This window comes from uncultured Shewanella sp., assembly GCF_947501665.1.
In the GTDB taxonomy this organism is placed as follows: Bacteria; Pseudomonadota; Gammaproteobacteria; order Enterobacterales; family Shewanellaceae; genus Shewanella.
Window position 1 is genome coordinate 1 of record NZ_CANMWS010000029.1, and the last position, 24,692, is coordinate 24,692.

Sequence of the window (24,692 nt, forward strand, 5' to 3'; positions counted from 1 at the left end):
TGCGCTTAAAAAGAGTGTAAAAAGCATCATGGATAATTACCCATCAAAATATACGATAACTTTTAGTTAAGCACTTAACTTAAGTTAACCATCCACAACAAGAAATAATTATTGATAGTTAATTTATAAATCTGAGTATCATCTCATTCATTGGGACTCAAATTATCGTTCCCTTGAAATAATATTTAACACAAATAAACAAATGAATATGTAAATAAATATAATATCATCAAAAACATAAGACACTGTTTAGTATAAAAATAAAATATATTTATTATCAATAAATAATCTACAACCATTAAAATGTAAATCCATTTATTGAAAAAAGGTGAATCGCTTCTTTGAGCCAGCAACTGTTCAGTTTACATACAGACCCTACCTTTTACGCTGAGCAAAATAACCTCAAATTAAGATTAAATTAATATGACACAAACGTATTCTTTAACCCTTGCACATATCAACGATACCCATTCTCATTTCGATCCAAACGACGTTCACTTTGATCTCAATCGAGATGGTAAAATATTAACCCTTAAAAGTCGAAGTGGTGGGTATGCCCGCCTAAGTCATCATATCGAATGCGCTCGAAAAAAAGCAAAATTGGCACAAGAAGCCTTTCTATTTCTTCATGGAGGGGATAGCTTTGAAGGCACTCTTTATTACAGTCAATTTAAAGGGAAAGCTAATTCACATTTACTGAATATGCTCAAACCTGATGCCATGGTTCTAGGTAATCACGAAATGAACGCAGGCAATGGCCCAGTAAAAGCCTTTCTTGATGAAATCAATTTTCCTTTACTTGCAGGCAATATGGATCTCAGTCATGAAGATCCCAATAAAATAGAGAAAATGGCCCAGCATAAAAATTTATTAGACTACGACCCAAACACACAGACCGCAAAAGTATTATTCAAACCAATACAAGATAAAACATTGGCTATTATTGGGATCACATTAGAAGAAATGCACAACATTGCTAGGCCTGATCCTGATACCCAATTTAAAAGTGTCGTTGAAACGACACGCAATACGATTGAGAAATTAAAGCAGCAAGGAATTGTGCACATTATCATTTTAAGCCACCTTGGTATTGCAAAAGATCGCCGTCTTGCTAAGACAGTATCAGGGATCAGCATTATTGTCGGTGGACACAGCCACTCCCTTCAAGGTGACTTTAAGGCTTTAGGATTAAACGCGACTCCCTATGGCGAAAAAATCAATCAAACTCACATATTACATGCTGGAAAATATGCAGAAACGTTAGGACTTGCAAAGATCACATTCGATGAAACAGGCCATGTCATTTCCCTTACTGGGCACAACCGATTTATGTTAGATAGTCAATTTAATTTATCTTCTTCACAAAAAGTTAAACCGGAGGATTATGAATGGGCGTATCAACAATTATTGAAACATGAAGATATCGCTTGGGATGAAGAAGATAAAGAAGTGGAAACCGTTATAAGTACTCAATATCGCCCAACAATAACGCGTCTACAAGAAAAAGTGCTAGGTGTTTTACCCCAAAATTTAACGCATGTTCGCGTCCCTTGTGACTCATTACCACATGGCAGTGAAATTTGTCCTTGGGTATGCCGCAGTATGTATCATGAAGTGAAGGCCCTAAATCCTCATCTGGATTTCGCCTTACATAATGCAGGTGGCGTTCGCGAATCTTTGTCTAGAGGTGAACTGACCTTAGCTGAAGTGATTGGCCGGATCCTTCCCTTTGAATTACCTTTAGTCACTTATGAAATTGAAGGAGTGTATTTATTTCAAGCACTAGAGTCTGCGATTAACCTTGCAACGAACAATAATATCATCGGCTCTGGTGCAGGTGGTTTTCCATACACTTACGGATTAAGGTATTTCTACGATGGCCGAGCTAAAGAAGGACAAAGGATCACCAATATCGAAATATTTAATAAAAAAAGTCAATCAAAATGGAATAAAATCAATAAGAGTCAAACATACATAGGCGTATCATCTGACTATACCGTTTCAGGTAAAGAAGGCTACCACCCATTACTCAACTCTAATTGGATAAAAGACTTTTCAAACCTCACTCTACCCGAAGCTTTTATTCAACATATGAGTAATCAACGAAACTTACAAAAAACATTGCTTCCCAATGTGCATTATACTGGTCATTGAACAGGTTAAATATCAAAGCACTTAGTGTGAAGAGAGTGAATATCACCTTCTCTTAACACTAAGTGTCTTCTCCATCAAAAAACCCATGATCACTTGACCAGATTTCTCTTGGTAACTACGATGCATTTGCCTAAACCCTTGCTGCAAAAATAATGGCTTTGACAAAATAGAGGCATCAACACTTAAAGTAGGATAATGTTGCAAGCAAGCCCATTCTTGTAAGCAACACAATAAACGTTTTCCAACCCCTTGATGTTGGTATTTTGGGTGGACATATAAACTGTCAATATAGCCTCGACCTATAAAACCCGTTTCTACATTGATGAATCCACAACACTGAGCTAAGCCCTTATTCAATTGATTATTATCAGTCATTAACCAAGTTTGACTCTTCGACAAACGTTTATGCCAATGATAATTTGACCGTGGCGCTTTTGACCAAGCTCTTTGCTGTTCAAGTGAATAGACATCTTCACCGATATGATGAATAGCATCATGAAATAGTTGACTAATACTTGCCGCATAGGCTTTTTGATAAGGTATAATTGATAACATAACAATGGGCTATTTAATGCTTGAAACAGTGACTTTCTGCCGAATAGTCGACTCACTGACAAAGCGGTAACCACTTAAACCGTAACGCTTTAGCACTTTATGACTTTGAATAGACAAAATAACATAAGGAATAATATTAACCGCGTTAATAATCGCTAAAATCGCCAAGAATGTGGTTTTCATTTTGTGATTGAACATTCGTGAAAATTTCACCGTGTTCCATACATAAAAAACAATACAAGCCACATACACCGATAACGTACCAATGAGTAAAAAAATATTGTCTGCTATTCCTTTTGCAAACTGCCATTCAAAATGGGCATATAGCCGAGGTAACATATCAAGCAACATCATCATGACTAAAGGGATTAATAACTTTTTTTGATATAGTGATATTTTTTGAAGCATTAAAATAGTATGCTCTTTACTGTCGGTGTCTACACTATCGTTTTTAACAATATTGTTAGCAATAACTGCTGAAGTGTCTGTCATTATTGAGTATAAGTTTCATGGTTAAATAAAATAATAATTTTACACTCAATGTCATCCACATTATAGCCAAATCAAGACAAAACTTGTTCCTCAATTATCTTTCTCTAATAACGGCTGCAACATAGACTCTAAACCATTAAGTTTGATTTCATACATCAATGCTAATTGCTGCCCTAATTTCCCCTCTGGAAACCCTTTTGCATGAAACCACACCAAATATGGCTCAGGCAAGGTCAATAACTTTCGTCCAGCGTATTTTCCAAAAGGCATCGTTTGATGGATAGCGGCCAACAAATCTTGTTCGTTCATCATTCTTTGTTCCAAAAACTCATTATATGCTTACCCTTGAATATGATCTCAAGATCCCCTATCTCTTTTAATAAGAAAAATAAAAAGGATGTCATATGGATATATTCATTATCATGTTAGTCAGCATCAGTGCCATTATGTGGATATTATCACGTAATTGGCGTGTCGAGCGAAAACGTAACAAAATAAAGTCCCAACCTTTTCCAAAAGCTTGGCGCAATATTCTTAAGCAGCGTTTCCCCTATTTTAATGCCATGCCGACGGATCTTCAGCTCCAGCTCAAGCAACACATTCAAGTATTTGTTTCAGAAAAAACCTTTGTTGGCTGCAAAGGACTGAAAATTGATGATGAAATCCGTGTAATTATTGCTGCCCAAGCCTGTTTATTATTACTCAATCGAAAAACGGACTTTTACCCTAAACTCACCGAAATTTTAGTCTACCCCTCTATTTTTGTCGTGGAACATCCTGAGCAAATTGGTCAAATAGTGTCGTCAAAACCCAAAATATTATCCGGTGAATCTTGGCAAAATGGTAAAGTCATCCTCTCTTGGCAAACCACACAAGATAATGCCGCTCACCCTTTTGAAGGTAATAATGTCGTTATTCATGAATTTGCCCATCAATTGGACCAAGAAAATGGTAATGCCAACGGCGCACCTATTTTAAATCGTGTTGAAGACTATCAGTCATGGTCTAAAGTATTGGCTGATGAATATGCATCACTGGTGAAGGCTGCTCAACATCAAGAAGAGTCATTATTTAATTATTATGGCGCAACCAATCCAGCTGAATTCTTTGCGGTTATTAGTGAAGTCTTTTTTGAAAAACCCCATGAATTTTTTGAACAACACCCCGCACTTTACCGAGAACTCAGTCACTTTTATAAACTCAACCCAATCCATTGGCATTGATCCGCAGCATGATAAAAAAACCGTACAGCTCGGTTGGAGGCTGTACGGCGAATTAAATCATTTTTTATTTTAATTTGCGCTTCAGATATTAGGCATTTTTAGCATAAAACTGTTGTTCTTCCGTTGATCCCGTTAATGCAGTCACCGAGGAATGTCCCCCTTGAATAATGTTGGTCACCCGATCAAAATAACCGGTTCCAACCTCTTGTTGATGGGCAACAAAACTATAACCTTTTCGCGCTGCAGAAAATTCTGCTTGCTGCACTTTTTCCACATAATGTTTCATGCCTTCACCTCGCGCCGTATCATAAGCCAGATCAAACATATTATACCACATGCTATGGATCCCAGCGAGCGTGATAAATTGAAACTTATATCCCATATCAGATAGTTCTTGTTGAAAATGAGAGATTTGTTCATCCGTTAAATTTTTCTTCCAATTAAACGAGGGGGAACAATTATAAGCTAATAGTTGATCGGGGAAATGTTCATGAATAGCATCGGCAAAACGTCTTGCCTCGTCCAAACAAGGTGTCGAGGTTTCACACCATAACAAATCAGCAAAAGGGGCATAAGCTAAGCCACGAGCAATCGCTTGTTCTATTCCAGCATTTACTTTAAAAAAACCTTCTTCTGTTCGTTCTCCAGTAATAAAATCTCTATCATAGGGATCACAATCAGAGGTTAATAAATCTGCTGCATTAGCATCGGTTCTCGCAATCACTAAAGTTTCAACGCCACATACATCAGCCGCGAGTCTGGCTGAAACCAGCTTTTGTACCGCTTCTTTTGTCGGCACTAATACTTTTCCGCCCATGTGACCACATTTTTTGACCGACGCTAATTGATCTTCAAAATGCACACCTGCCGCCCCAGCATCAATCATGCTCTTCATTAATTCAAATGCATTTAAGACCCCACCAAAACCCGCTTCTGCATCGGCAACAATAGGCAAGAAATAATTCACATATCCTTTTTCTTCTGGATCATGTCCACTCGCCCATTGGACTTGATCTGCACGCCTAAAAGCATTATTGACATTGGATACAACCGCAGGGACTGAATTAGACGGATATAAAGATTGATCAGGGTACATATTTCCCGATAAATTCGCATCCGCAGCAACTTGCCAGCCTGATAAATAAATCGCTTCAATCCCAGCCTTAGCTTGTTGTACAGCTTGCCCACCAGAAAGGGTACCAAGAGAATTAACATAACCTTTTCTAGCATCTCCATGAATAAGTTCCCAAAGCCTAGCAGCGCCACGCTTAGCAAGGGTATTTTCTGGCACTAAAGATCCCCTTAATGCCAGTACTTCTTCTGCGCTATAGGGACGATAGACATTTTTCCATCGTGGGTTTTCGGCCCAATCATTTTTAATTATATCAAGTTGCTTTTGCCGTGAAATACACCCCATTATATTGGCCATAATCGTCCCCTCTATTTTATGCATCAAGTATTTGAAAGTATTATTTTTAAGCTATCAGTAACCGTGAAGCGGGTTCAGTGAAAAAATCCACTAATTCATCTGCCAGTAACATGTTTTCCAGCAATACCGCAGCTTGTGTATACCGCCCATGAGTAAATTCTTGATCGCCCACTTCATTTTTCACCTTAGCAAGCTCTTCAATCAACATCTCTTTTATGAGAGATTGTGTGACTCGCTTTCCATTTGAAAGCAGCACTTGATGCTTAATCCACTGCCAAATTGATGTCCTCGCTATTTCAGCTGTCGATGCATCTTCAAGTAATCCATAAATAGGCACGCTGGCTTGGCCATTAATCCAAGCTTGAATATATTGCAATGCTATTCGTAAGTTCAACCGAATCCCCGCTTCAGTTCGCTCACCTTGGCAGGGGAACAATAATTCTTTGGCTGAAACCGGCGCATCAACATCACGAGTCACATGAAGCTGATTGGTATGGCTCGCACCGATATATTGTTCAAATGCCGCAATGGATATAGCAATCAATCCTTCATGTGCGACCCAAGTTCCATCATGCCCGTGATGAGCTTCAACTTGTTTCTCATTAAATACTTGTGTGAGTAATTGCTCATTATTGACTTTATCGTCACTAGGAATACCCGCTGCCAATCCACCTATCGCCATCGCCCCTCGTTTATGGCAAGTTTTCACCAATAATCTAGAGTAAGCACTCATTAATGATGCATCCATAGTGACCGCTTGCGTGTCAGGTAAAATACGATCTTTATGATTTTTTAGCGTTTTGATATAACTGAAAATATAATCCCAACGGCCACAATTGAGTGCGACAATATTGGCACGAAGTTCATATAAAATTTCTTCCATCTCAAAAACCGCAGGCAATGTTTCAATCAAACAAGTACATTTTATTGTGCCAGGGCGAAGGCAATAACGCTCTTCAACAAATGAAAAAATCTTAGCCCATAACCTTGCTTCTAAGTGACTCTCAAGTTTAGGAATATAAAAATAGGGAGCACTCCCTTTCTCTAATAATTTTAAATAATTGTTATGAAAATAAACACAAAAATCAAAAAATGCTGCAGGAATAGGTTCGTCATTCAATGTCAAATGCTGCTCCAACATATGCAGGCCTCTGACTCGACACATCAATACCGTCGCCATTTCATCATTATTTTTTCTTGTCTGAGCTATATCATCCATTTCACCATGAATAACATCACGTAGATTTTCCTGACCACTTAACACATGCTCCCAACTTGGCGAGCATGCATCTTCAAAATCAGCGATAAACACATTGGCATTTGAATTGATCCCATTCATCAAGGTATAGCGATCAACAGGACCGATTAACTCAACTCTTCTGTCTTGTAAATCCTGAGGAATCGAGGCAATTTTCCAATGCGCTTCTCTTACTGATTTCGTTTCAGATAAGAATGCAGGCAAGGTTCCCTCATCTATAGATTGCTGTTTAAGTGTACGGAGCTTGAGTAATTCAGTGACTTCATGATTAAATTTCTCACACACTTTTTCTATTAATGTCACCACGCCAGATGAAAGCACCTGACTTTGCTTTGTTAAGTGTTGTTCTTGGTCGTTCCCATTAATCACAAGAGATGAAGCGGCTTTTTTTTGTTCTTCTATTGTATTTATTGTCATCTCGACGGCTCCGTATAAAAAGGGAAAGCAAGTGCGCTCACTTCCAAATGTTGAATTAATACAAAATTTAAAGTGAAACAATTGAGAATGCAACTTGACAGTAAGCTATTTAGAAACAACATACTCTGAATATAACGAATGTTTAATTGGTCTTACCAAGAAAACAATTTAAACATTAAATGTTGATTTGAAAAGATAAAATAAAACCAACCAGATAGCTAACATCGTTATAATTAAAAAAAATGAAATTTGTCAGACAATTTGACCAGTAATGGATGAGTGAAAACCATTACGTTATTTTATTACACAATGTAAAATAATTATTACTTTTTAAATCTTTATTTTTATTTGTACTATTTCAGTTTTTGTTTTGAATTTCCCCTTAAGAAAAGAGCATTAATATCAAGTAATCATTGTGTTACATAATATTTCCCCCCTCAAAAAATTAAACAACCGTTTAAAACTTACGTTTACGTCAATTTATCGCCATTATTTTAATAAAAAGAAAAAAGGAAAATAATGTTTAGTGACTAACACTGCAATATTTATTGGTTTAATGAAAAAAAATATCGAAGACCACGGTCTTCGATATTGTTTGTCGCATCATTAGAGGCTCATCATCTTTTGTCGTTAAATAATGTTTGAGCTCAACTTGTTTTAATGGGAACACCATCAGCAGCCCAATCTTCTGAGCCAATGTTATTCCATTAAAGCAATCGACAAGGATTATGACTGCCGATGTTTAGATTTAAATCGCAATAAACGTAACGCATTAAGCGTCACTAAGGCGGTGGCGCCACTATCAGCTAAAATGGCCAACCATAAACCAGTTAGCCCTAACAAAGTGGTTACTAAAAACACGGCTTTAAGACCAATTGCCAATGTAATATTTTGTCGAATATTACGTAACGTTGCTTGGGATAACTCAATCATTGCAGGTAATTCAGTTAAACGATTATGCGTCAAAGCAGCATCTGCCGTTTCTAACGCAACATCGGTACCGCCACCCATTGCAATACCAATAGAAGCCGTTTTCATCGCTGGCGCATCATTAATACCATCTCCAACCATCGCCACATTGGTTTTTAAATTTGCTTGCTCAACGGCAGACACTTTATCAGCAGGTAACAAACCAGCTTGAAAATCAATATCAATTTCTGCTGCAATTGCCGCAGCTGCACGCGGATTATCACCCGTTAACATTAGTGACTTTATCCCCATCCCCTTTAAAGCTAACACTGCTTCTTTGGCATCACTGCGTAAGTTATCTCGCCAAGCAATCAATCCAATTGGCACATTATTTCTTAACACTACTACTAATGTTTTCCCTTGAGCCTCTAATGTAATGGCTTCGTTTTGCTGAGCGTCAGTCAGCTCCACTTGTAATGGTAATCTATCTGCAGCATGTAACTGAATATGCTCACCTTCAGCATTCCCTTGAATACCCCGTCCTGGCAAAGCTTCTCTATCTAACGCTTCTTTAACATCAATGCCCTTATCAATGGCGACATTCACCACTGCCAATGCTAAGGGATGCAAAGACCCCATTTCAACCGCCGCAGCTTGTCTAAGTAACTTATCTTCATCACCATCCCAACAAACAAGATCAGTCATAACAGGTTGACCTTGTGTTAAGGTACCCGTTTTATCAAAAGCCACAGTATTGATATGCCCTAACTGCTCTAATGCCGCTCCACCTTTAATCAATGCGCCTCTTCTTGCCCCCGCAGCTAACCCAGATGTTATCGCTGCAGGTGTTGAAATCACTAATGCACAAGGACAAGCAATCAATAGCAAAGTTAAACCACGATAAAGCCATTCACTCCATACTTGAGCAAAAAAGAGCGGTGGAATAACAATAACCAATGCTGCCAGCACAATCATAGCCGGCGTATACCAACGACTAAAACGATCAAGAAAACGTTCTAATGGTGCTTTACGTGATTCTGCATCTTCAATTAAATGTAAAATACGATCAATCGCATTTTCTCCTTGCGCAGAAATAATACTCAATTGCACCACTTTATCGACCACTAAAGAACCCGCCATGATCTTATCACCAGGTACATGCTCCACAGGTACGGACTCCCCTGTTAATGCACTCTCATCAAAACTGGCAATGGTATTGATTAACTGAGCATCAGCAGGCAATCTGGCACCTGGAGCCACTTCAATGACATCCCCTTTCACCAAAGTATCAACAGAAACCTTGACTTTAGTGCCTTCTTTTTTGATCACAACAGCCTCTTCAGGCACTAAATCCATCAGTGCTTTCACACCGCTTCTTGCCCTTTGCGCGGCATAACCTTCAAGCCGTTCACCAATTAAAAAGAGCAGTAATACCATACCCGCTTCTGCGGTCGCTCCAAGATAAAGTGCCCCGATAGCCGCAACACTCATTAATGTCTCAATGGAAAAAGGAGTCCCTGAACGGGCTAATGTAATGGCTTTTTTTACTATGGGTAATAAACCCAATACTGTTGTCAGAGTAAAAGCAATCCCCCCCCAAGTCACAGCATATTGACTGATCGCAAACGACAATAGCATCATTGACGTAATAACAATGACAGAGACATTCTGCCGAATAAAACTGTGTTCAACTTGTGCCGATGCAGGCTTCCCCGTTACCAACCTAACCCCTGTCTCCTTTGCTTTTGCTTCAATTTGTGCAATCATATTCTTAGAAGCACAATGAACAATGAGCTTTTCAGTGGCAAACATCACCTTTGCACTGTCCACTCCCTTTAATGACAATAACGCCTTTTCCAACTTATTGGCACAACTAGGGCAATCCATTCCAAGTACAGTCCAAGTTTGCTTATATTCAGCTTGGACTTTAGACAATGCAGCTTCCAATGCACGCTCTTCGTCTTGATCCGTTTTCACTATTCCATTGCAACTTCCATGCTCATGCTCATGCTCATGCTCATGCTCATGCTCATGCTCTTCACCGTATTGATTTGACGCTTTATCCGCTGCTTTAACTCTATTCAACACCAAAGGCCCACTTTGTTCTTCCTTTTTTACAGCGCAACAACCACTATTATTACCTGTGCTTGCCGCTTTATTTCCTGTTAGGTGAAGATGGGGCTCTTTTCTATTACAACTTTGAGCAGTCATAGGCAACACTCCTAAAGTACATCATCATTTTAACGGTTGCGTTTACACTAATAGTAAACACTTTCATTCTGAGTCATTTCAGATGCACTTAATCAATCAAAACGCGTCAACATGTGCTCTGTATTATCAATTATAAAGCTTAGAGTTATGTCGAAGGTCAAGCACAGTTTGCCTGTATTGAATCCGTGATTGTTTGACTGTATTGAATTGAAAAGAATAAACAGGATCATAGAAGAACAAACGAGCAAAAAGATAATAGCATTCTCCAATCCCTTATAGCACTTTGATGATTAACAGGCTCTCAGCCATTCATCTTTAAGTGGCTTAAGGGATTAGATTAACAAACGATATATACCCGTGATACTTCAAGATGCCTGTTTTCAAAATGCGTAACAGTGCCTAATTCAAGGCGTACTCTTTTTTTAAAGACAAAGGGGCCAAAATGCTTATTGCCTTTAAGGTGATACAAGGTAGAAGTTGGTGCTTTTACACACTCCCAAGGGGCTGGCCTCTTTATATGTAAAAGCAAGGCCTTTTATACTGTATTATTAAACATCGGCTTAGAATGACTAGGCTCGATGTTCAGCTGACCATCAAGGATGATGGAAATGTCACTTATGCAGGCGCAATTAATGACCTTGTCTAAAAGGCTTTTCATTCCAACTGAATCCTGCAGCTTGAAGTCTCACGGGTATATTAATAATGAGGTATCATTCGTTGGCACATTGCTGGCCTGCAAATTGAGGAGGTTTATTTCTGTGCGATAAATTTAAAGAAAGTGTCGCTGCCAATACACGATCAGGGGTAATATCACGAATTAAATCTTCATCCACTAATCCCAACCCATTGGCAAACAAATCAACACCTAAATGCCCTTTAGGTTTCACCATACTCCATGGGCTGGTTCCTAAACCTACAATCGCCACATAAGGTGTTTCTACTGCGGCAGCCATATGTAAAGGACCTGAATCTATTGTCAATAATGCATCAACAGATGCGATATTATCGACTAATTCGATTAAACTGGTTTTACCTGATAAATCCTCAACATCGTGATGATTACGCTCTAATGCTTCGGCTAATACTGAGTTCTCATGGCCTTCAGTTTTATCACCAAAAATCAAAAATTCACAATCAATAGCAGCCCCTATTTTTAACAATGCTTGAATCGCAAGATCACTTGGATAATGACGTAATCCCTTATTTTTTCCACCGAAATAAATGCCCAGCTTCAGCTTTTCATTTTGCTTATTTTGATTTAGATTCTTGGCAAATAAATACGTCTGTGGCATTTCATCAAAAGGGCGCCCAAAAGGCTCATTAGCCAAACAGGCGTATCGCTGTAAATAATGCCGATAAGGATGTAATTGATATGCGTGAGTTAATAAAAATGAGCGTCCTTCATTTGCATAACCAATCCGGTAACGAATACCTGAGAGCCAACACAATAATGCATCAGAAAAAGAGTTACGCATTACAATCGCTAATTCGCAATCATGTGATTGTATCAGTCGAGCTTGTTTAATCATACTCAAACGGGATTTAGCAGTATAACGATGATCAATCATGACAGAAACGTTATAACGATTATCTCGTTCAAATATGGGCGCTAAATAGGCTCGAACAAGTAAAATAATTTTCTTATCAGGGAAAAGCGTTCTTAGCATATCGATAGTGGGAGTCGTATTAATAGCATCACCGATATACTTTGGAAGGACTAATAATATACTTCCATTCACCTCTTTACGTTCAATTTTCTCAAGCTTCATTCTAGATTCAAATACCTTTTATTCATAGATACACATGCTTCCCCTGCCACCCAATGAATTCTCTAATAATAAAAAGAAATATTTCAAAAGAGCAATCCATGCTCATTCTAAGCGCGGTATTCTACCCTAAGATTGAATTTGTTTTAATCGATAACATTAAAAAATCATAAAAAAGGAATAATTATGACAATTCAGTCTCAACATTAACGCTAGACACTTCTTTTCTAGACAATGTTTCAGGCATAAATACAGCAAAAACAAACAATCCAACAAGACCTACCAACCCTAAGAAAATGAACCCTGTGTCGAAATTCGTGAATTCTACAACTTGCTCTGCAATGAGATTACTCAAAGAGACCCCGATACCTAACAGCGTTGCCAACGCCCCTTGCACAATATTAAACCGACCTGAACCTTTGGTTAAATCAGCAACTATCAATAAAAAAAGCACGCCAAAAATACCATTAGCGACGCCATCTAACGCTTGGATCATCACTAAATAAACAGATGTATCCGTTAATGAAAATAACAAAGCTCGAATAGGTAAAATGGCAAATGCGATTAAAAACAAAGGTTTTCGCCCCCAAATATCGGCTTTCTTTCCACAAAATATCGCCATAAAAACCATAACGAATTGAGCGGTTATAATGCAAGCAGAAGTAAATGCAATACCATGCTCAGCATTACTTCCCGAAGATAGCTTCTGACTAACCAAAGGTAGCATAGCCGCATTAGCAAAATGAAATAACAAAATACTAGAAGCAAAAATAGCTAAACGGCGATCAAGCAGTAACACTTTAAACCCTGAAGGTTGTTTGATGGTTTCTTGAGGAGTCACCATCGCCCCTCGCGCTCGATCATGATTGATTTCCCTAGGGTCTATCAATAAAGTACAAATAACCAACCCAATGGCCATCAATGCCACTAGCCAAAATACACCTAAAGCTGATACCCATAAGGCTAATATGGCTGAAACTGCAGCCGCAAAGACATTACCAATATGATTCCAAGCTTGATTGGCACTGGTTTGTCGAGTAAAACGGCGTCCGCCTACAATTCCTAACGTCATACCAGCAATTGTTGGACCTAAAAATGCAGCGGCAGCCCCAATGAGCGCTTGGCAAAAATAAATAATCCAAGGTGTACTGTTAAGGGCAATCGTCACTGTCGATATCGCGATAATAACCGCACAAATAATCAACAATAAACGTTTGCGATGAGTCGCATCAACAAACCCACCTGCGGGTGTTTGCATAATCACTGTCGCAATAGAAGTGATAGCTAAGGCGATGCCAATTTTTCCTGGATCCCATTGCAAAATAGACATGAGATAGATAGCAAGGTAAGGCCCAAGACCTGCACCAACATCACCTAAAAAGAAATTAATACCCAATAGAGGTTTGTGCATAGTTCAGATCAACCCTATAAATGAACAAACAAAGAATAATCATATGGTTTTTTATACAATTTTGGCATTATTGATATAATGAATAATAATTAATCATATCCTATGAGTATAGTAATGAAATTATTTTATGCTTTATTTATTATTCCAGATATATAACTAGAATATTGATAAACAAAATAAATCAATATAAACAAACCTAATTAATTTAGTAAAAAATGATAGTAAGTAATATAAAACTACAAATGTTCAATATAATTTAATAAATCAATCTCTTGCATAAAATTAACAAAAAAACAATGTATATCTTATTTATAATCAATTTTTAAAATCACGTTAAAATAGCGTCATGGTAGCCACACAAGCTATAGAATATAGCCCTAATCTTATTAATGAGTCACCATCAATAAGGCATCATTATGTCATTTAGTTTAATCATCACCATCATTATTTTTATTTTAATCTCAATTCGGCAATGGCTACCTTCTTGGCTTCGTATTTGGCATATCATGTCAATGGGCGCCATAGCTATTCTTCTCATGGGGGAGGTAAGCTTTAAAAGCGCTTTTACAGGGGTTGACTGGAATGTCATTGCGTATTTATTTGGTGTTTTTTCTATTGCTGCTGCGCTATATGATAGTGGTATATCCGATCGTATGTGTGATTATTTGAACAAACATCACCCTAGTATTTCTATTTCTTTACTGTTTCTTATGGTATTTTCTGGCATAACAGCTGCTGTATTAACCAATGATGCCGCTGCGGTAATCGGAACACCTATCGCGCTCACTTTAGCCAGATTATTAAAAATTCGCCCAACCTTGTTACTCATTGCATTATGTACTTCAGTGACAATTGGCAGCATGTTAACACCTGTAGGTAACCCTCAAAATATCCTCATTGCCGCTAAGGGGCATATCACCAACCCAATGAGTAGCTTTGCACTCTGGTTAATTGTTCCAACCGTTTTTTCAATGCTATTCGCTTTTTTTTGGTTACTCTACGTGCAAAAAAAGTGGGGAAGTCCCTGCCAAGAACATGCTGACCTTCCCAAACCCAATCACGGTAGTACCTGGCCGGCATATTTAAGTGTAGGCATGCTTATCATAATGATTTTAGGTGATAGCATTCTCATTAGCATTAACCCAAATTATCATCTTCCCATTGGTGTCATAGCCCTCATTGCATGTTTACCTGTTTATTGCTTTAACCGACACCGTAAAACAGTCTTGAAAGAAGTCGACTGGCCCACACTCATATTTTTCGTTGCCATGTTCATTGTCACTGGAGCCGTACTTGCCTCTGGAGACTTACAAACCTGGTTAGGGCCCAAAATCAATGAGCTTGATCACCCTCCACTGCTAACAATGATCAGTTTTTGGGGTAGCCAACTATTTTCCAATGTGCCACTAATTGAAATTTATTTACAGCTGTTGACTCAGCAATCACTGCCTACCATGATGTTATTATCAGCCACCAGTACACTGGCAGGAAACCTTTTTATTATCAGTGCAGCAAGCAATGTCATTGTGGTACAACAAGCTGAAAAATTTAATGTAAAACCCTTCAGTTTTTGGGAGTTTGCTTTAACCCTACTTCCAATTACAATTGTTTCTCTTATTTTTAGTTACATATGGATTGTTTTTGTCATGTCCTAAGTTTTTATTCACACTCAAATTTACTAGAGCCACAGCAAATCATTATGCAAGGTGGCCCAAAGTATGAATATCGCAATGAACCAGAATACTACTCGCTAATTTTAGACTCTAAGTCTTTTTTCACTATAGACAAAGCCTGTAAAGCAACGTGAGGATCAATATCATTGCTTTCAAATAAAAAAATCAAATCTACTGCTAACTTAACCTCAGCCGAAGCTGAATCTAAAGGATGTCTCTTGTTTTCATTGCTATCTGTCATATCGTTATCTTGGCTCATTATTATTCTCAAAAGGGGATCTCAATAAAGACTATCAAGCCAAGCGCAACGACCATCTCAGCCCATAACATACTTATTTCCTTACATCTTGACATCATTTTTAGGTGTCCGAAGATGTGATTTCTTACCCGAAATCATTGCTGATACAATACCCGGCTGATGAGTTATTTCCGCCAATACCACACCTAACACGTGAAAGAAAATCAATAACATCAAAAAATAAACACTATACAAGTGCACTTTACCCGCCAAGCCTTTATAAGGACTCAAGAAAGCATATTTATTCTCATCAACACCGGTTTTGTCATAAGGCTTAATCAATGTTGGCTCAACATTTTCTTGCGCAATAAATTGCTGAGTCATACGGCCAAAAGGAGGATAATACACATCTGTTCCTGCACGAATAAGCCCCGTGACACTAATGATAACTAAGGTTAGCAATATCAAAATAACGGCTACTTTCCCAAGAGGGTTGTGCCCAATATATTGTGAAGTATTATCGCCTCTAACGTTTTTAACATACTGCTTTATTTCACCCTTTTTAAACGTTAACGCACTCCACCTAGCAAATTTGTTCCCCACAAACCCCCATATTAACCTGATCACAAGATTAATCACGAAGCCATAACCAATAATGATATGTAGCTCTTTTAATTTAATTTTAGCCGCTAAACCTGTGATCCCTAACTCGGGCTTAAATAACATAATAACGCCGACAAAAAGTAACATGAGGACTAAAAATAAATTCATCCAATGAAAAATTCGACTGGGCAAATCCCAAACAGCAATGGTAAATTGGTTTTGCGACTCAGACTTCATTTGATTTCCCCTCTACAAACACAACTTTTATTTCGGCGGACATCTTACTTGTTAAAGCAAACAAAATCGAATATTAACGATTTACCCTTGATCGGTATCAAAGCCAATGACAAGCTCGTGCTCCCTTACATTTAAGGATATTTCACTTGTGAGATGAAAGCGGGGTTAGGTATAATTGAGAAAATCATTTGAAATTATGTCAGGCTCTTACTCTGAGCGAAAACATAAGCAGTAAAGGCTAAACATCATGACAAAAATGGATTTCTCCAATATTAATAAAGCCACGACTCAGTCGTATAACGAACAAAAAAACATGATAAAGCGCGTGTTTAAAGGCCAAAGTGTGTTGTGCAGCAACTGTAACCAAACATTGTTATTAAAATTACCGGTACCCAAGCAACCTGCGAGTGTATCGGGAATATATTGTAAAAAAGGCTGTACTGATATAGAGCTGGATATGGAACAGATAAACTAGTTCCGCACGCAATACTTAACATAAATCCACATGAATACCATCTTGAATCTGCCCATTTATTACAGTTGAGCCTTTCCTTTGAAATTAAGTCCCCGATTACATCACATTAACAGCATGATCAATCAAGATTATGACCATATATGGGATTGCTGCTGCGATCACGGTTTACTCGGTGCGGCATTACTCAAGCAACAAACGAACGCTCAAATCCATTTTGTTGATACAGTTCCTCACTTAATCACATCACTACGCGATAAACTAGAATGCTTCTTTCCACAACAAGGAAGCGATAAAAGCTCATGGCAATTACATTGCCAAACGGCAGAAACTCTTAGACTAGCACCAGCCTCAACATCTCAATTGATCATCATCGCTGGCGTTGGCGGTGATCTCACCATTCAAATTATCAAAATGATTTTAAACGCCCACCCGGAGCATCCATTGGATTTTTTATTATGTCCTGTTCATCATCATTATAAACTCAGACAGATGTTAGCAAAATATCAACTTGGCTTAGTCAAGGAAACATTGCTTAAAGACAATCAACGCTTTTATGAAGTCATTCATGTCTCAACACAAAGTCAAAAGTCATTATCCACTATCGGTAAAATGTGGGATCTCAACTTAAAAGATCACCAAGACTATTTAGCCAAAACCCTTAAACATTACCAAAACATCGCTCGAGGCTCAGAGCGCGCAGACAATAGTCCTATCGAGGCCTATCAAGCGCTTTTATCGCCAGATAATCCCTTACAAATCGACTTAACCTGAACAAGAATTAAGCTGCGCTGCTAAATACCACTAATATTAACCAATTGATAGTAATAGTATTCTAATGATGACTTAACACTCATTCCCCCGAGTTCAGCTTACTTATTCATCCTTTGCAATCCATTCTCTTGTTATTAGCGTTTCACCATTTAGCATCGCCTTGGCGCAATAATGGCTTTCAGGTTTAACTTTCCCCACTCCTTTAGGTGTTCCCGTCATAACAATATCACCGTCCTCTAAAGACATAAAACTTAAAATATGCGCTAAAATAGCCTGAGGAGAATGGATCATTAAGCCAATATCACCGACCTGTATCTGTTCATTATCAATAGAGAGTGAAAAAGATAAAGAGGCGTCTATCTCATCGATTGAAATAAAGTCGCTGAATAAAGCTGAACCATTAAATGCTTTCGATTTTTCCCAAGGCAAACCTTTTTGCTTTAGCTGACTTTGTAACTCTCTTTTCGTTAAATCAAGGCCAACAGCTACTGCTGAAAAACGTCCAGCTTGGTACATGAAGCATAACTCCGTTTCATAGTGTAAAGCCTCACCATGAAATGACTGAAGTTGTGATGATATCGCTGAATTAGGTTTAACAAAAATCACCATTTCATCAGGAATAGTATTATTCAACTCTTGAATATGCTCGACATAATTACGCCCGACACACACTATTTTAGACGGTATTACTTCTTGTTTATCTAACTGTACATATTTCACAAAACCACCCTTAACTTAATCATTTATAATAGAAATTATACATTAAATACAATAACAACCAAGCTTTCATATCAACCAAAAGTTGATGACTCAGTCAGGCGAGATAGCATGAATAAACAAATAGAATAAAATTCAAGCGATAATGAAGAGTAAAACCAAGAAATAGACTAAAGTCGAAAGTAAAATTCAATTTTTATGAATAAAAATGTTAAGCAAACAATAACTTGATTACAAGTAAAAAAAATGCAACTCTAAACAACAACTAAACCAAACATTTTGAAACAAACTAGAACAATAACGCAACAATAATTAACGAAATAGGTGATTTTATCATTTCAACCCTGTTTTTTAGCTGAATATCATTAAAGAGACTTGCTAATAAAGAAGATATCGAAGAGTATTTTTAGCACTAAAGATGGACATAACCCTCTACGGAAAGAGATAAACAACATAATTGAAGGCATAAAACTCATGTTTAAATCATTATCATCGCGCATTTTTATCGGTTTATTTTCCGGCCTAATAATAGGCACAATTATTCAATATGGCTTTCCTCAAAATAACTTTGCAACAGGTACCTTAATCCATATGGCATCGGGTGCAGGGAGTATGTTTGTTCAGTTAATTATGATGCTCGTCGTTCCCCTCGTCTTTTTTAGTATTGTCACTGGAGTCAGTGAACTACAAGATTTAAAATCCTTTGGCCGCTTAGGCAGTAAAACCTTTGCCTTATACCTATTCAATACCATGATAGCCATTGTTGTGGCCATTGCTTTTGCATTATGGCTAGAGCCTGGTGCTGGTATGATGTTATCTGGCGCTAAAGATGCCCATTTGACCGCCACTGAGTTGCCTGGCTTCATCGATATGATTGTCAATATTATCCCCAGTAACCCTGTCAAAGCTTTTTATGAAGGTAATATGCTTCAAGTCATATTTATGGCTTTACTGACAGGAGGCATTGTCAAATCCCTCGGAGATGAAGTCAAACCTGTCGTCGTATTTTTTCAACACGCAAATAAAGTGATGCTAAAAATGATCACTGTTGTGATGAGCATTGCTCCAATAGGAGTTTTTGCCTTAATGGTCAAACTTGGCGCCACTTTTGAGCCTGATGCTTTCATTAGTGTCTTTAGCTACATGGCATTAATTATTGCTTTACTGGCTTTCTGGGCCTTGGTGGTCTATCCCGTTATTGTGGGACTGACAACTAACATACCTGCTTCACAATTTCGTCGTAAAACCAGTGAGCAGTTCTTATTTGCTTTATCAACAGCAAGCTCAAATGCGACTATTCCTGTCACCATGCGAACCTTGACAGAAAAATTAGGGGTTAGATCAAGCGTTGCTGGTTTTGGTGTCCCCATGGGAGCCACCATGAATATGAGTGGCGTTGCTATTTATATTACTGTTGCTGCATTCTTTGTTGGAAATGCATTCGGTCACCCTATCACAGTCAGTCAATTACCTGTCTTAGCCTTTAGTGTATTCTTACTTTCTGTAGGAGCCGGTGGCGTGCCTGGTGGTGGAATCGTAATGATAGGCGTACTCATCCATCAGCTTGGATTACCTATTGAAGCGATTGCACTCGTTGCCGCATTGGATCGCATTATCGATATGTTCTGTACAAGTACTAACGTTGTCGGTGACTCAGCAGTGGTAAGTATCGTTGATCACTCTGAAAAAACACCAGAGCAAAGACAAGCATCAGCGACAAAAGCCAGTGCAGAGCTCAGCTAAATCAAGGTTAATCTGGCGCCGACTGCCGATAAAGTAGTATTCAATGTCAGATTAATCAATCAAACGCCAATCATTTTGATTGGCGTTTTTTATTTCTTTCTATTTGCCGTTAATATTTTATCCAGTTGATTAGAAAAAGCTTGCCGCTCAGCCTGACTCATTGCAGCAGGACCACCAGTTTGAACACCACTTGAACGCATGGTATCCATAAAATCACGCATATTTAAAATCGCTTTAATATTATGGTTCGTATACAACTCTCCTCTAGGATTGAGCGCCACCGCGCCTTTATCAATCACTTCTGAGGCAAGTGGAATATCAGCGGTGATCACCAAATCATTCGCTTCTAAACGTTTCACGATTTCATCATCTGCGACATCAAATCCTGCTGGCACCGTGATAACCTTAATAAATGCAGAAGATGGGATCCGTATGGCATGATTAGCCACTAACGTTGTCATGGTCTGCGTTCTGTCAGCTGCTCGAAACAAAATATCTTTAATGACTCCCGGACATGCATCAGCATCGACCCAAATTTTCATTTCTATCTCCAATAAAAAGCATAAAAAAACCTCTAGCTTAAGTTAGAGGTTATAAAATTGTCTTTAACTTTGATTATGATTTTTTGACAAAACAAGTCAAAATGACAATTCGAGTCCCATTGACTCGCCCTTCAATATGTTCAGGGTTATTCGTCAGTGAGATATTACGTACTGCCGTCCCCCTCTTAGCAACAAAACTGGTTCCCTTTACATTAAGATCTTTAATGATGACAACATTATCACCCGCTTCTAATACAGCCCCGTTACTGTCAAGCGTAGCAACACTTTCTTCTTCTGCGTTATCCGCTTCAGCATCAACCCAAGCTTGTAGCTCATCTTCTAAATAAAGCATATCCGTTAAATCTTGTGCCCAGCTTTCTAACTGTAAACGTTTCAACATTCTTGCAGCCATCACTTGTACTGCAGGAACCGTACTCCACATACTGTCATTTAAGCAACGCCAATGATTCGCATCCATTTTGGCGGGTGTCACCACTTGCTCATGACATGTATGACAAACCATGATTTCATTTTCATGATTATCACCAGAATAAGGTAACTCATAGGCAATTAATTCTGGACCAGCGCCACAAAGCTCGCATTTATTCTCACAACGTTTACGTAATTCAGCGGTCATAACTCTTTTCAATTATCCATACAAAATTGAGGTGTATTGTATCCCATTGACAAAAGACTTGAAATACTTGAAATACTCACCTCAAGGCTGAAGCTATCACTCTAGTACCATTTCAGGGTATAATCCGAACCAATGTTAATCCATGCTCGTCATTCTCGTCAGCATTCATATCTAGGCTCTTATTCATGGATACCCCTAACAATATTGAGGCACTCAGCCCACTGCAAAAACGTGCACTGAGTTATAGCAATACACTTCAACGACTTTTTAATGAAATTATAAACACTCGATCTCCGGCCGATCGTGTGTTAGCCCAATACTTCAGGGACAATAAAAAACACGGCTCTAAAGATAGGAAAGTGATCAGAGAGACCTTATTTGCATTATTCCGTTGGTGGGGCTGGCTTAAAAAAGTAGCAATACAAGAAGAAAATCATAATTGGTATTTGCAGCTGGGGCTGACGGGTTTATTTGAGAAGCATAACTGGCATGAGTTGACCAATGCGTGGCTAGCATTTGCGAAGCTTAAACCCGCACACTCACACTTACTTTCTCCCTATCTACTCACCAATAATGAATTGGTGAGTCAAGATACACCTATCATTGAAAAAGCGCACTTACTTCCCCTGCAAGATAAACAAGTATTACTAGAACAACTCACCTCTTTAGACTACCCATTACTCGACTTGGTCCCTGATTGGTCTAAAAACATAGGCATTTTTACTGACGAAAACACACCTAGTCTTATTGAAGCATTTAGCTCTCGTCCTCCTATTTGGGGAAGAGCACAGAATATCAATACCCAACAACTAGTTGAAATATTAAAAAAATCAGGTATTGAAGCCAAAGCACATTCCGTTTTCGCTGACAGCATTCATTTAGGCCACAAAAATATTAACTTAAGTGGGCTCTCACTGTATAACCAAGGTCAATTGGAAATACAAGATTTAGCCTCACAAGTAATTGGCCATGTCTGCGCGCCTAAACCCAATGAAAATTGGTGGGATGCGTGCGCTGGTGCAGGAGGAAAAACGTTACAACTGCGCTCGTTAATGTTGAGGCAAGATCCCAAAAGTAAGGGACACATTATTGCCTCAGATGTTAGATATAAAGCACTAGAAGAGTTAAATAAACGGGCTAAACGAGCTCAATTTAAAGGCATTAAAACCCAAGCTTGGGTAAACAATGAACTCCCCGTCAATGCGAATAGTTTCGATGGTGTTCTTGTTGATGCTCCTTGCAGCTGTATAGGCACATGGCGACGTAATCCTGATCTGCGTTGGATAAGTGACATTTCAGCTGTTCAAGACAAAGCCCCTCTTCAGCTTGATATTCTAAACCGTAGCGCTCAAGCCGTGAAAGTCGGAGGAAAACTCATTTACGCCACTTGTTCTCTTTCTTCCATTGAAAATGAAGATGTGGTTAATGCCTTCTTACAATCTCACCCTGAATTTAGCTTAGATACACTCACCCACCCTTTTACAGGTCAATCTCATAGCATGCTAACTATCTGGCCATGTGAAGCCAATAGTGATGGCATGTTTGTCACAAAATTGACTCGAAATCAATAAATATTAATCTCACCATAAGCTCTTAAAAAATGCATTAATCCCTCCCTTTTTAAGAGCTTGCCCTCTATTTTCACCGTTCCAGCCATGGCGCCTTCAAAATTTACGATCCTCATTTAATCAATTGTCCACTCAAAATATATTGTGCACAACTGAATTTAACGATACAGTAAAAGGGAAATAATGATAGGGCCTATTGTTCTTTCGTGGTTAAATTATGTTCAAATAAACGTGTTTTAATCGCGACGGGAGGGATGACGCCTAGTGATCTAAGCCCTCTTTCTTTAACAAAGGGCTCTCAACAAAGAGTAAAACACGTTTAGTGGATCCTACGGACAGCGCTTGTCGCTCCTTTCTACAGCGTTATCGCTTATTTATGGACGACCCCATGGATGGGGGGAGGTAGAGTGACGTTCGACGACTCCAAGGATGGAGAAGGTAGAGCGACATCTGGAGTCAAAGCCGAGAACAAGGACACCGCATAAGCTCTGCCTTGTATAAAGAAGCGACAAACTGCTGCAGAAAAACTCACCAAAGATCAACAGGCCCTAGGCCACATTTACTATAAAAAGGATATTCTAATGGCAAACTCTATCTATCAATTTTCAGCTGTCGACATACAAGGTACTCAGATTAATTTTAAACAGTATGAAAATAAAGTGCTTTTGATAGTCAATACCGCCAGTCAATGTGGCTTTACACCTCAATATAAAGCCCTCGAAGCATTATATAAAAAGTACCGATCCCAAGGACTCGTTATTTTAGGCTTTCCTTGCAATCAATTCGGTCAACAAGAAAAAGGCTCTAATGAAGAAATTACGGCTTTTTGCGAATTAAATTTTGGAGTTTCGTTCCCTCTATTTCAAAAAATAGAGGTCAATGGAAAGCAAACCCATCCGCTTTACCAATTCTTGAAGGTGTCAGCAAAAGGCATATTAGGATCTGAAAATATCAAATGGAATTTTACTAAATTTATGGTTGATAAGAGTGGACAAGTAACCAAACGTTATGCTCCCACGACTAAACCTGAAGCATTAGAAAAAGATATTCTGTCTTTACTTTAAGTCATTAAATAAAAACAACAATTTATTTTTTTACTTTTTTATCGATAATTTTTGAACTAATGGTGATAAAGCCACTCTAATTTATTGAGCATGTTTTTTATGTTCATCATTCTCCCTTGGGGGTTTTAGCGATCCCCATTGATCAATAAATTGATCGAAAGGCAACACTTGATTTAATCAAGCAGGTTGCCTTTTTTGTCTCTGTCACTTTATTTTTTCTCCCTCTAACCCCTTTTCGTTTAATACCCATTTTTCATTTTTTTTGCATAAAAATGGAACTTATGCGCATTTAAGCACTCTGATATTATGAAGCGATTATTTTTGAATGGTTTCATCATTTATCATCTCCCTATTTAAGCATATTTTGTGCTTATTCGGAAAATGACATGAACAAGGCTTGGCACTGGGCTGATAGGTCTTATTTTGAACACCTATCACCACGTTCAATGCAATACCGCCGATTAATATGTAATGCAGTAATGGTCGCTAGCGCATCACCACTTACCATAACATCAATACCCCGGCGCAGTTGAACACAGAGGTTCATTGATATTGTTCACATTTTTCATTTACTGATTGTTATTGGCAACCCTCATTTG

At 38.4% G+C, this 24,692-nt stretch carries 22 protein-coding genes; 8 read left to right on the plus strand and 14 right to left on the minus strand.

The features are described 5' to 3' along the window. Window positions 1-423 precede the first annotated feature (423 nt). Window positions 424-2,154 (plus strand): 5'-nucleotidase C-terminal domain-containing protein, encoded by a 1,731-nt coding sequence (locus Q0976_RS19300; RefSeq protein ID WP_299495507.1) that lies wholly within the window; start codon window positions 424-426, stop codon window positions 2,152-2,154. 42 nt (window positions 2,155-2,196) lie between these two features. On the opposite strand, the gene Q0976_RS19305 is transcribed toward Q0976_RS19300, so the two are convergent. The 3 genes from Q0976_RS19305 to Q0976_RS19315 form a co-directional block, all read right to left on the minus strand. Next, a complete protein-coding gene (locus tag Q0976_RS19305; protein ID WP_299495508.1) occupies window positions 2,197-2,709 on the minus strand; it encodes a GNAT family N-acetyltransferase in 513 nt (170 codons plus the stop codon). A gap of 9 nt (window positions 2,710-2,718) precedes the next feature. Then, window positions 2,719-3,201, minus strand: a complete 483-nt coding sequence (locus tag Q0976_RS19310; RefSeq protein ID WP_299495509.1) for a hypothetical protein — start codon at window positions 3,199-3,201, stop codon at window positions 2,719-2,721. A gap of 90 nt (window positions 3,202-3,291) precedes the next feature. Then, window positions 3,292-3,510: a DUF3820 family protein gene (locus tag Q0976_RS19315; protein WP_299495586.1), complete on the minus strand. Its 219-nt coding sequence runs from the start codon at window positions 3,508-3,510 to the stop codon at window positions 3,292-3,294. A gap of 95 nt (window positions 3,511-3,605) precedes the next feature. Between Q0976_RS19315 and Q0976_RS19320 the strand changes: the two genes are divergently transcribed. Next, window positions 3,606-4,424, plus strand: a complete 819-nt coding sequence (locus Q0976_RS19320) for a M90 family metallopeptidase (RefSeq protein ID WP_299495510.1) — start codon at window positions 3,606-3,608, stop codon at window positions 4,422-4,424. An 88-nt stretch (window positions 4,425-4,512) separates the two neighbouring features. Here Q0976_RS19320 and aceA read toward each other — a convergent pair whose 3' ends face one another. From aceA to Q0976_RS19345, 5 genes are all read right to left on the minus strand, one after another. Beyond that, entirely contained in the window at window positions 4,513-5,841 is a 1,329-nt protein-coding gene (aceA, locus tag Q0976_RS19325) for an isocitrate lyase (RefSeq protein ID WP_299495587.1), read from the minus strand. 58 nt (window positions 5,842-5,899) lie between these two features. Then, window positions 5,900-7,528, minus strand: a complete 1,629-nt coding sequence (aceB, locus tag Q0976_RS19330) for a malate synthase A (RefSeq protein ID WP_299495511.1) — start codon at window positions 7,526-7,528, stop codon at window positions 5,900-5,902. Window positions 7,529-8,254: 726 nt separating this feature from the next. Beyond that, window positions 8,255-10,648 carry a zinc/cadmium/mercury/lead-transporting ATPase gene (locus Q0976_RS19335; protein ID WP_299495512.1) on the minus strand — a complete coding sequence of 798 codons (2,394 nt, stop codon included), beginning with the start codon at window positions 10,646-10,648 and terminating at the stop codon, window positions 8,255-8,257. Between the two features lie 710 nt (window positions 10,649-11,358). Continuing rightward, entirely contained in the window at window positions 11,359-12,417 is a 1,059-nt protein-coding gene (locus tag Q0976_RS19340) for a glycosyltransferase family 9 protein (RefSeq protein WP_299495513.1), read from the minus strand. A gap of 181 nt (window positions 12,418-12,598) precedes the next feature. Further along, on the minus strand, window positions 12,599-13,825 hold the full coding sequence (locus tag Q0976_RS19345) for an MFS transporter (protein ID WP_299495514.1): 1,227 nt from the start codon (window positions 13,823-13,825) through the stop codon (window positions 12,599-12,601). A gap of 416 nt (window positions 13,826-14,241) precedes the next feature. Between Q0976_RS19345 and Q0976_RS19350 the strand changes: the two genes are divergently transcribed. Then, window positions 14,242-15,480: an SLC13 family permease gene (locus tag Q0976_RS19350; protein WP_299495515.1), complete on the plus strand. Its 1,239-nt coding sequence runs from the start codon at window positions 14,242-14,244 to the stop codon at window positions 15,478-15,480. An 88-nt stretch (window positions 15,481-15,568) separates the two neighbouring features. Here the strand turns inward: Q0976_RS19350 and rsmS are convergent, their stop codons facing one another. Together rsmS and Q0976_RS19360 are read right to left on the minus strand one after the other, a co-directional pair. Beyond that, on the minus strand, window positions 15,569-15,757 hold the full coding sequence (gene rsmS, locus Q0976_RS19355; RefSeq protein ID WP_299495516.1) for a pleiotropic regulatory protein RsmS: 189 nt from the start codon (window positions 15,755-15,757) through the stop codon (window positions 15,569-15,571). Between the two features lie 81 nt (window positions 15,758-15,838). Further along, window positions 15,839-16,576 carry a cytochrome b/b6 domain-containing protein gene (locus Q0976_RS19360; protein ID WP_299495517.1) on the minus strand — a complete coding sequence of 246 codons (738 nt, stop codon included), beginning with the start codon at window positions 16,574-16,576 and terminating at the stop codon, window positions 15,839-15,841. Window positions 16,577-16,823: 247 nt separating this feature from the next. Between Q0976_RS19360 and Q0976_RS19365 the strand changes: the two genes are divergently transcribed. Beyond that, window positions 16,824-17,051 (plus strand): hypothetical protein, encoded by a 228-nt coding sequence (locus Q0976_RS19365; protein ID WP_299495518.1) that lies wholly within the window; start codon window positions 16,824-16,826, stop codon window positions 17,049-17,051. Window positions 17,052-17,129: 78 nt separating this feature from the next. After that, entirely contained in the window at window positions 17,130-17,822 is a 693-nt protein-coding gene (locus Q0976_RS19370) for a tRNA (adenine(22)-N(1))-methyltransferase TrmK (protein ID WP_299495519.1), read from the plus strand. Between the two features lie 102 nt (window positions 17,823-17,924). On the opposite strand, the gene Q0976_RS19375 is transcribed toward Q0976_RS19370, so the two are convergent. Beyond that, window positions 17,925-18,542 (minus strand): fumarylacetoacetate hydrolase family protein, encoded by a 618-nt coding sequence (locus Q0976_RS19375; protein ID WP_299495521.1) that lies wholly within the window; start codon window positions 18,540-18,542, stop codon window positions 17,925-17,927. A 471-nt stretch (window positions 18,543-19,013) separates the two neighbouring features. Between Q0976_RS19375 and Q0976_RS19380 the strand changes: the two genes are divergently transcribed. After that, window positions 19,014-20,282, plus strand: coding sequence for a dicarboxylate/amino acid:cation symporter (locus Q0976_RS19380; protein ID WP_299495523.1), 1,269 nt, complete (start codon window positions 19,014-19,016; stop codon window positions 20,280-20,282). A gap of 89 nt (window positions 20,283-20,371) precedes the next feature. Here Q0976_RS19380 and Q0976_RS19385 read toward each other — a convergent pair whose 3' ends face one another. Both Q0976_RS19385 and Q0976_RS19390 read right to left on the minus strand, forming a co-directional pair. After that, window positions 20,372-20,824 carry a YaiI/YqxD family protein gene (locus Q0976_RS19385; RefSeq protein WP_299495525.1) on the minus strand — a complete coding sequence of 151 codons (453 nt, stop codon included), beginning with the start codon at window positions 20,822-20,824 and terminating at the stop codon, window positions 20,372-20,374. Between the two features lie 73 nt (window positions 20,825-20,897). Continuing rightward, the gene (locus Q0976_RS19390) at window positions 20,898-21,461 is read right to left on the minus strand and encodes an alkylphosphonate utilization protein (protein WP_299495527.1); all 564 of its coding nucleotides are present in this window, start codon (window positions 21,459-21,461) and stop codon (window positions 20,898-20,900) included. A gap of 185 nt (window positions 21,462-21,646) precedes the next feature. Between Q0976_RS19390 and Q0976_RS19395 the strand changes: the two genes are divergently transcribed. After that, window positions 21,647-23,032 carry an RsmB/NOP family class I SAM-dependent RNA methyltransferase gene (locus Q0976_RS19395; protein WP_299495528.1) on the plus strand — a complete coding sequence of 462 codons (1,386 nt, stop codon included), beginning with the start codon at window positions 21,647-21,649 and terminating at the stop codon, window positions 23,030-23,032. A 578-nt stretch (window positions 23,033-23,610) separates the two neighbouring features. Further along, window positions 23,611-24,093, plus strand: coding sequence for a glutathione peroxidase (locus tag Q0976_RS19400; RefSeq protein WP_299495529.1), 483 nt, complete (start codon window positions 23,611-23,613; stop codon window positions 24,091-24,093). Between the two features lie 418 nt (window positions 24,094-24,511). On the opposite strand, the gene Q0976_RS19405 is transcribed toward Q0976_RS19400, so the two are convergent. Further along, window positions 24,512-24,640 carry a hypothetical protein gene (locus Q0976_RS19405; RefSeq protein WP_299495530.1) on the minus strand — a complete coding sequence of 43 codons (129 nt, stop codon included), beginning with the start codon at window positions 24,638-24,640 and terminating at the stop codon, window positions 24,512-24,514. Window positions 24,641-24,692: the final 52 nt, after the last annotated feature.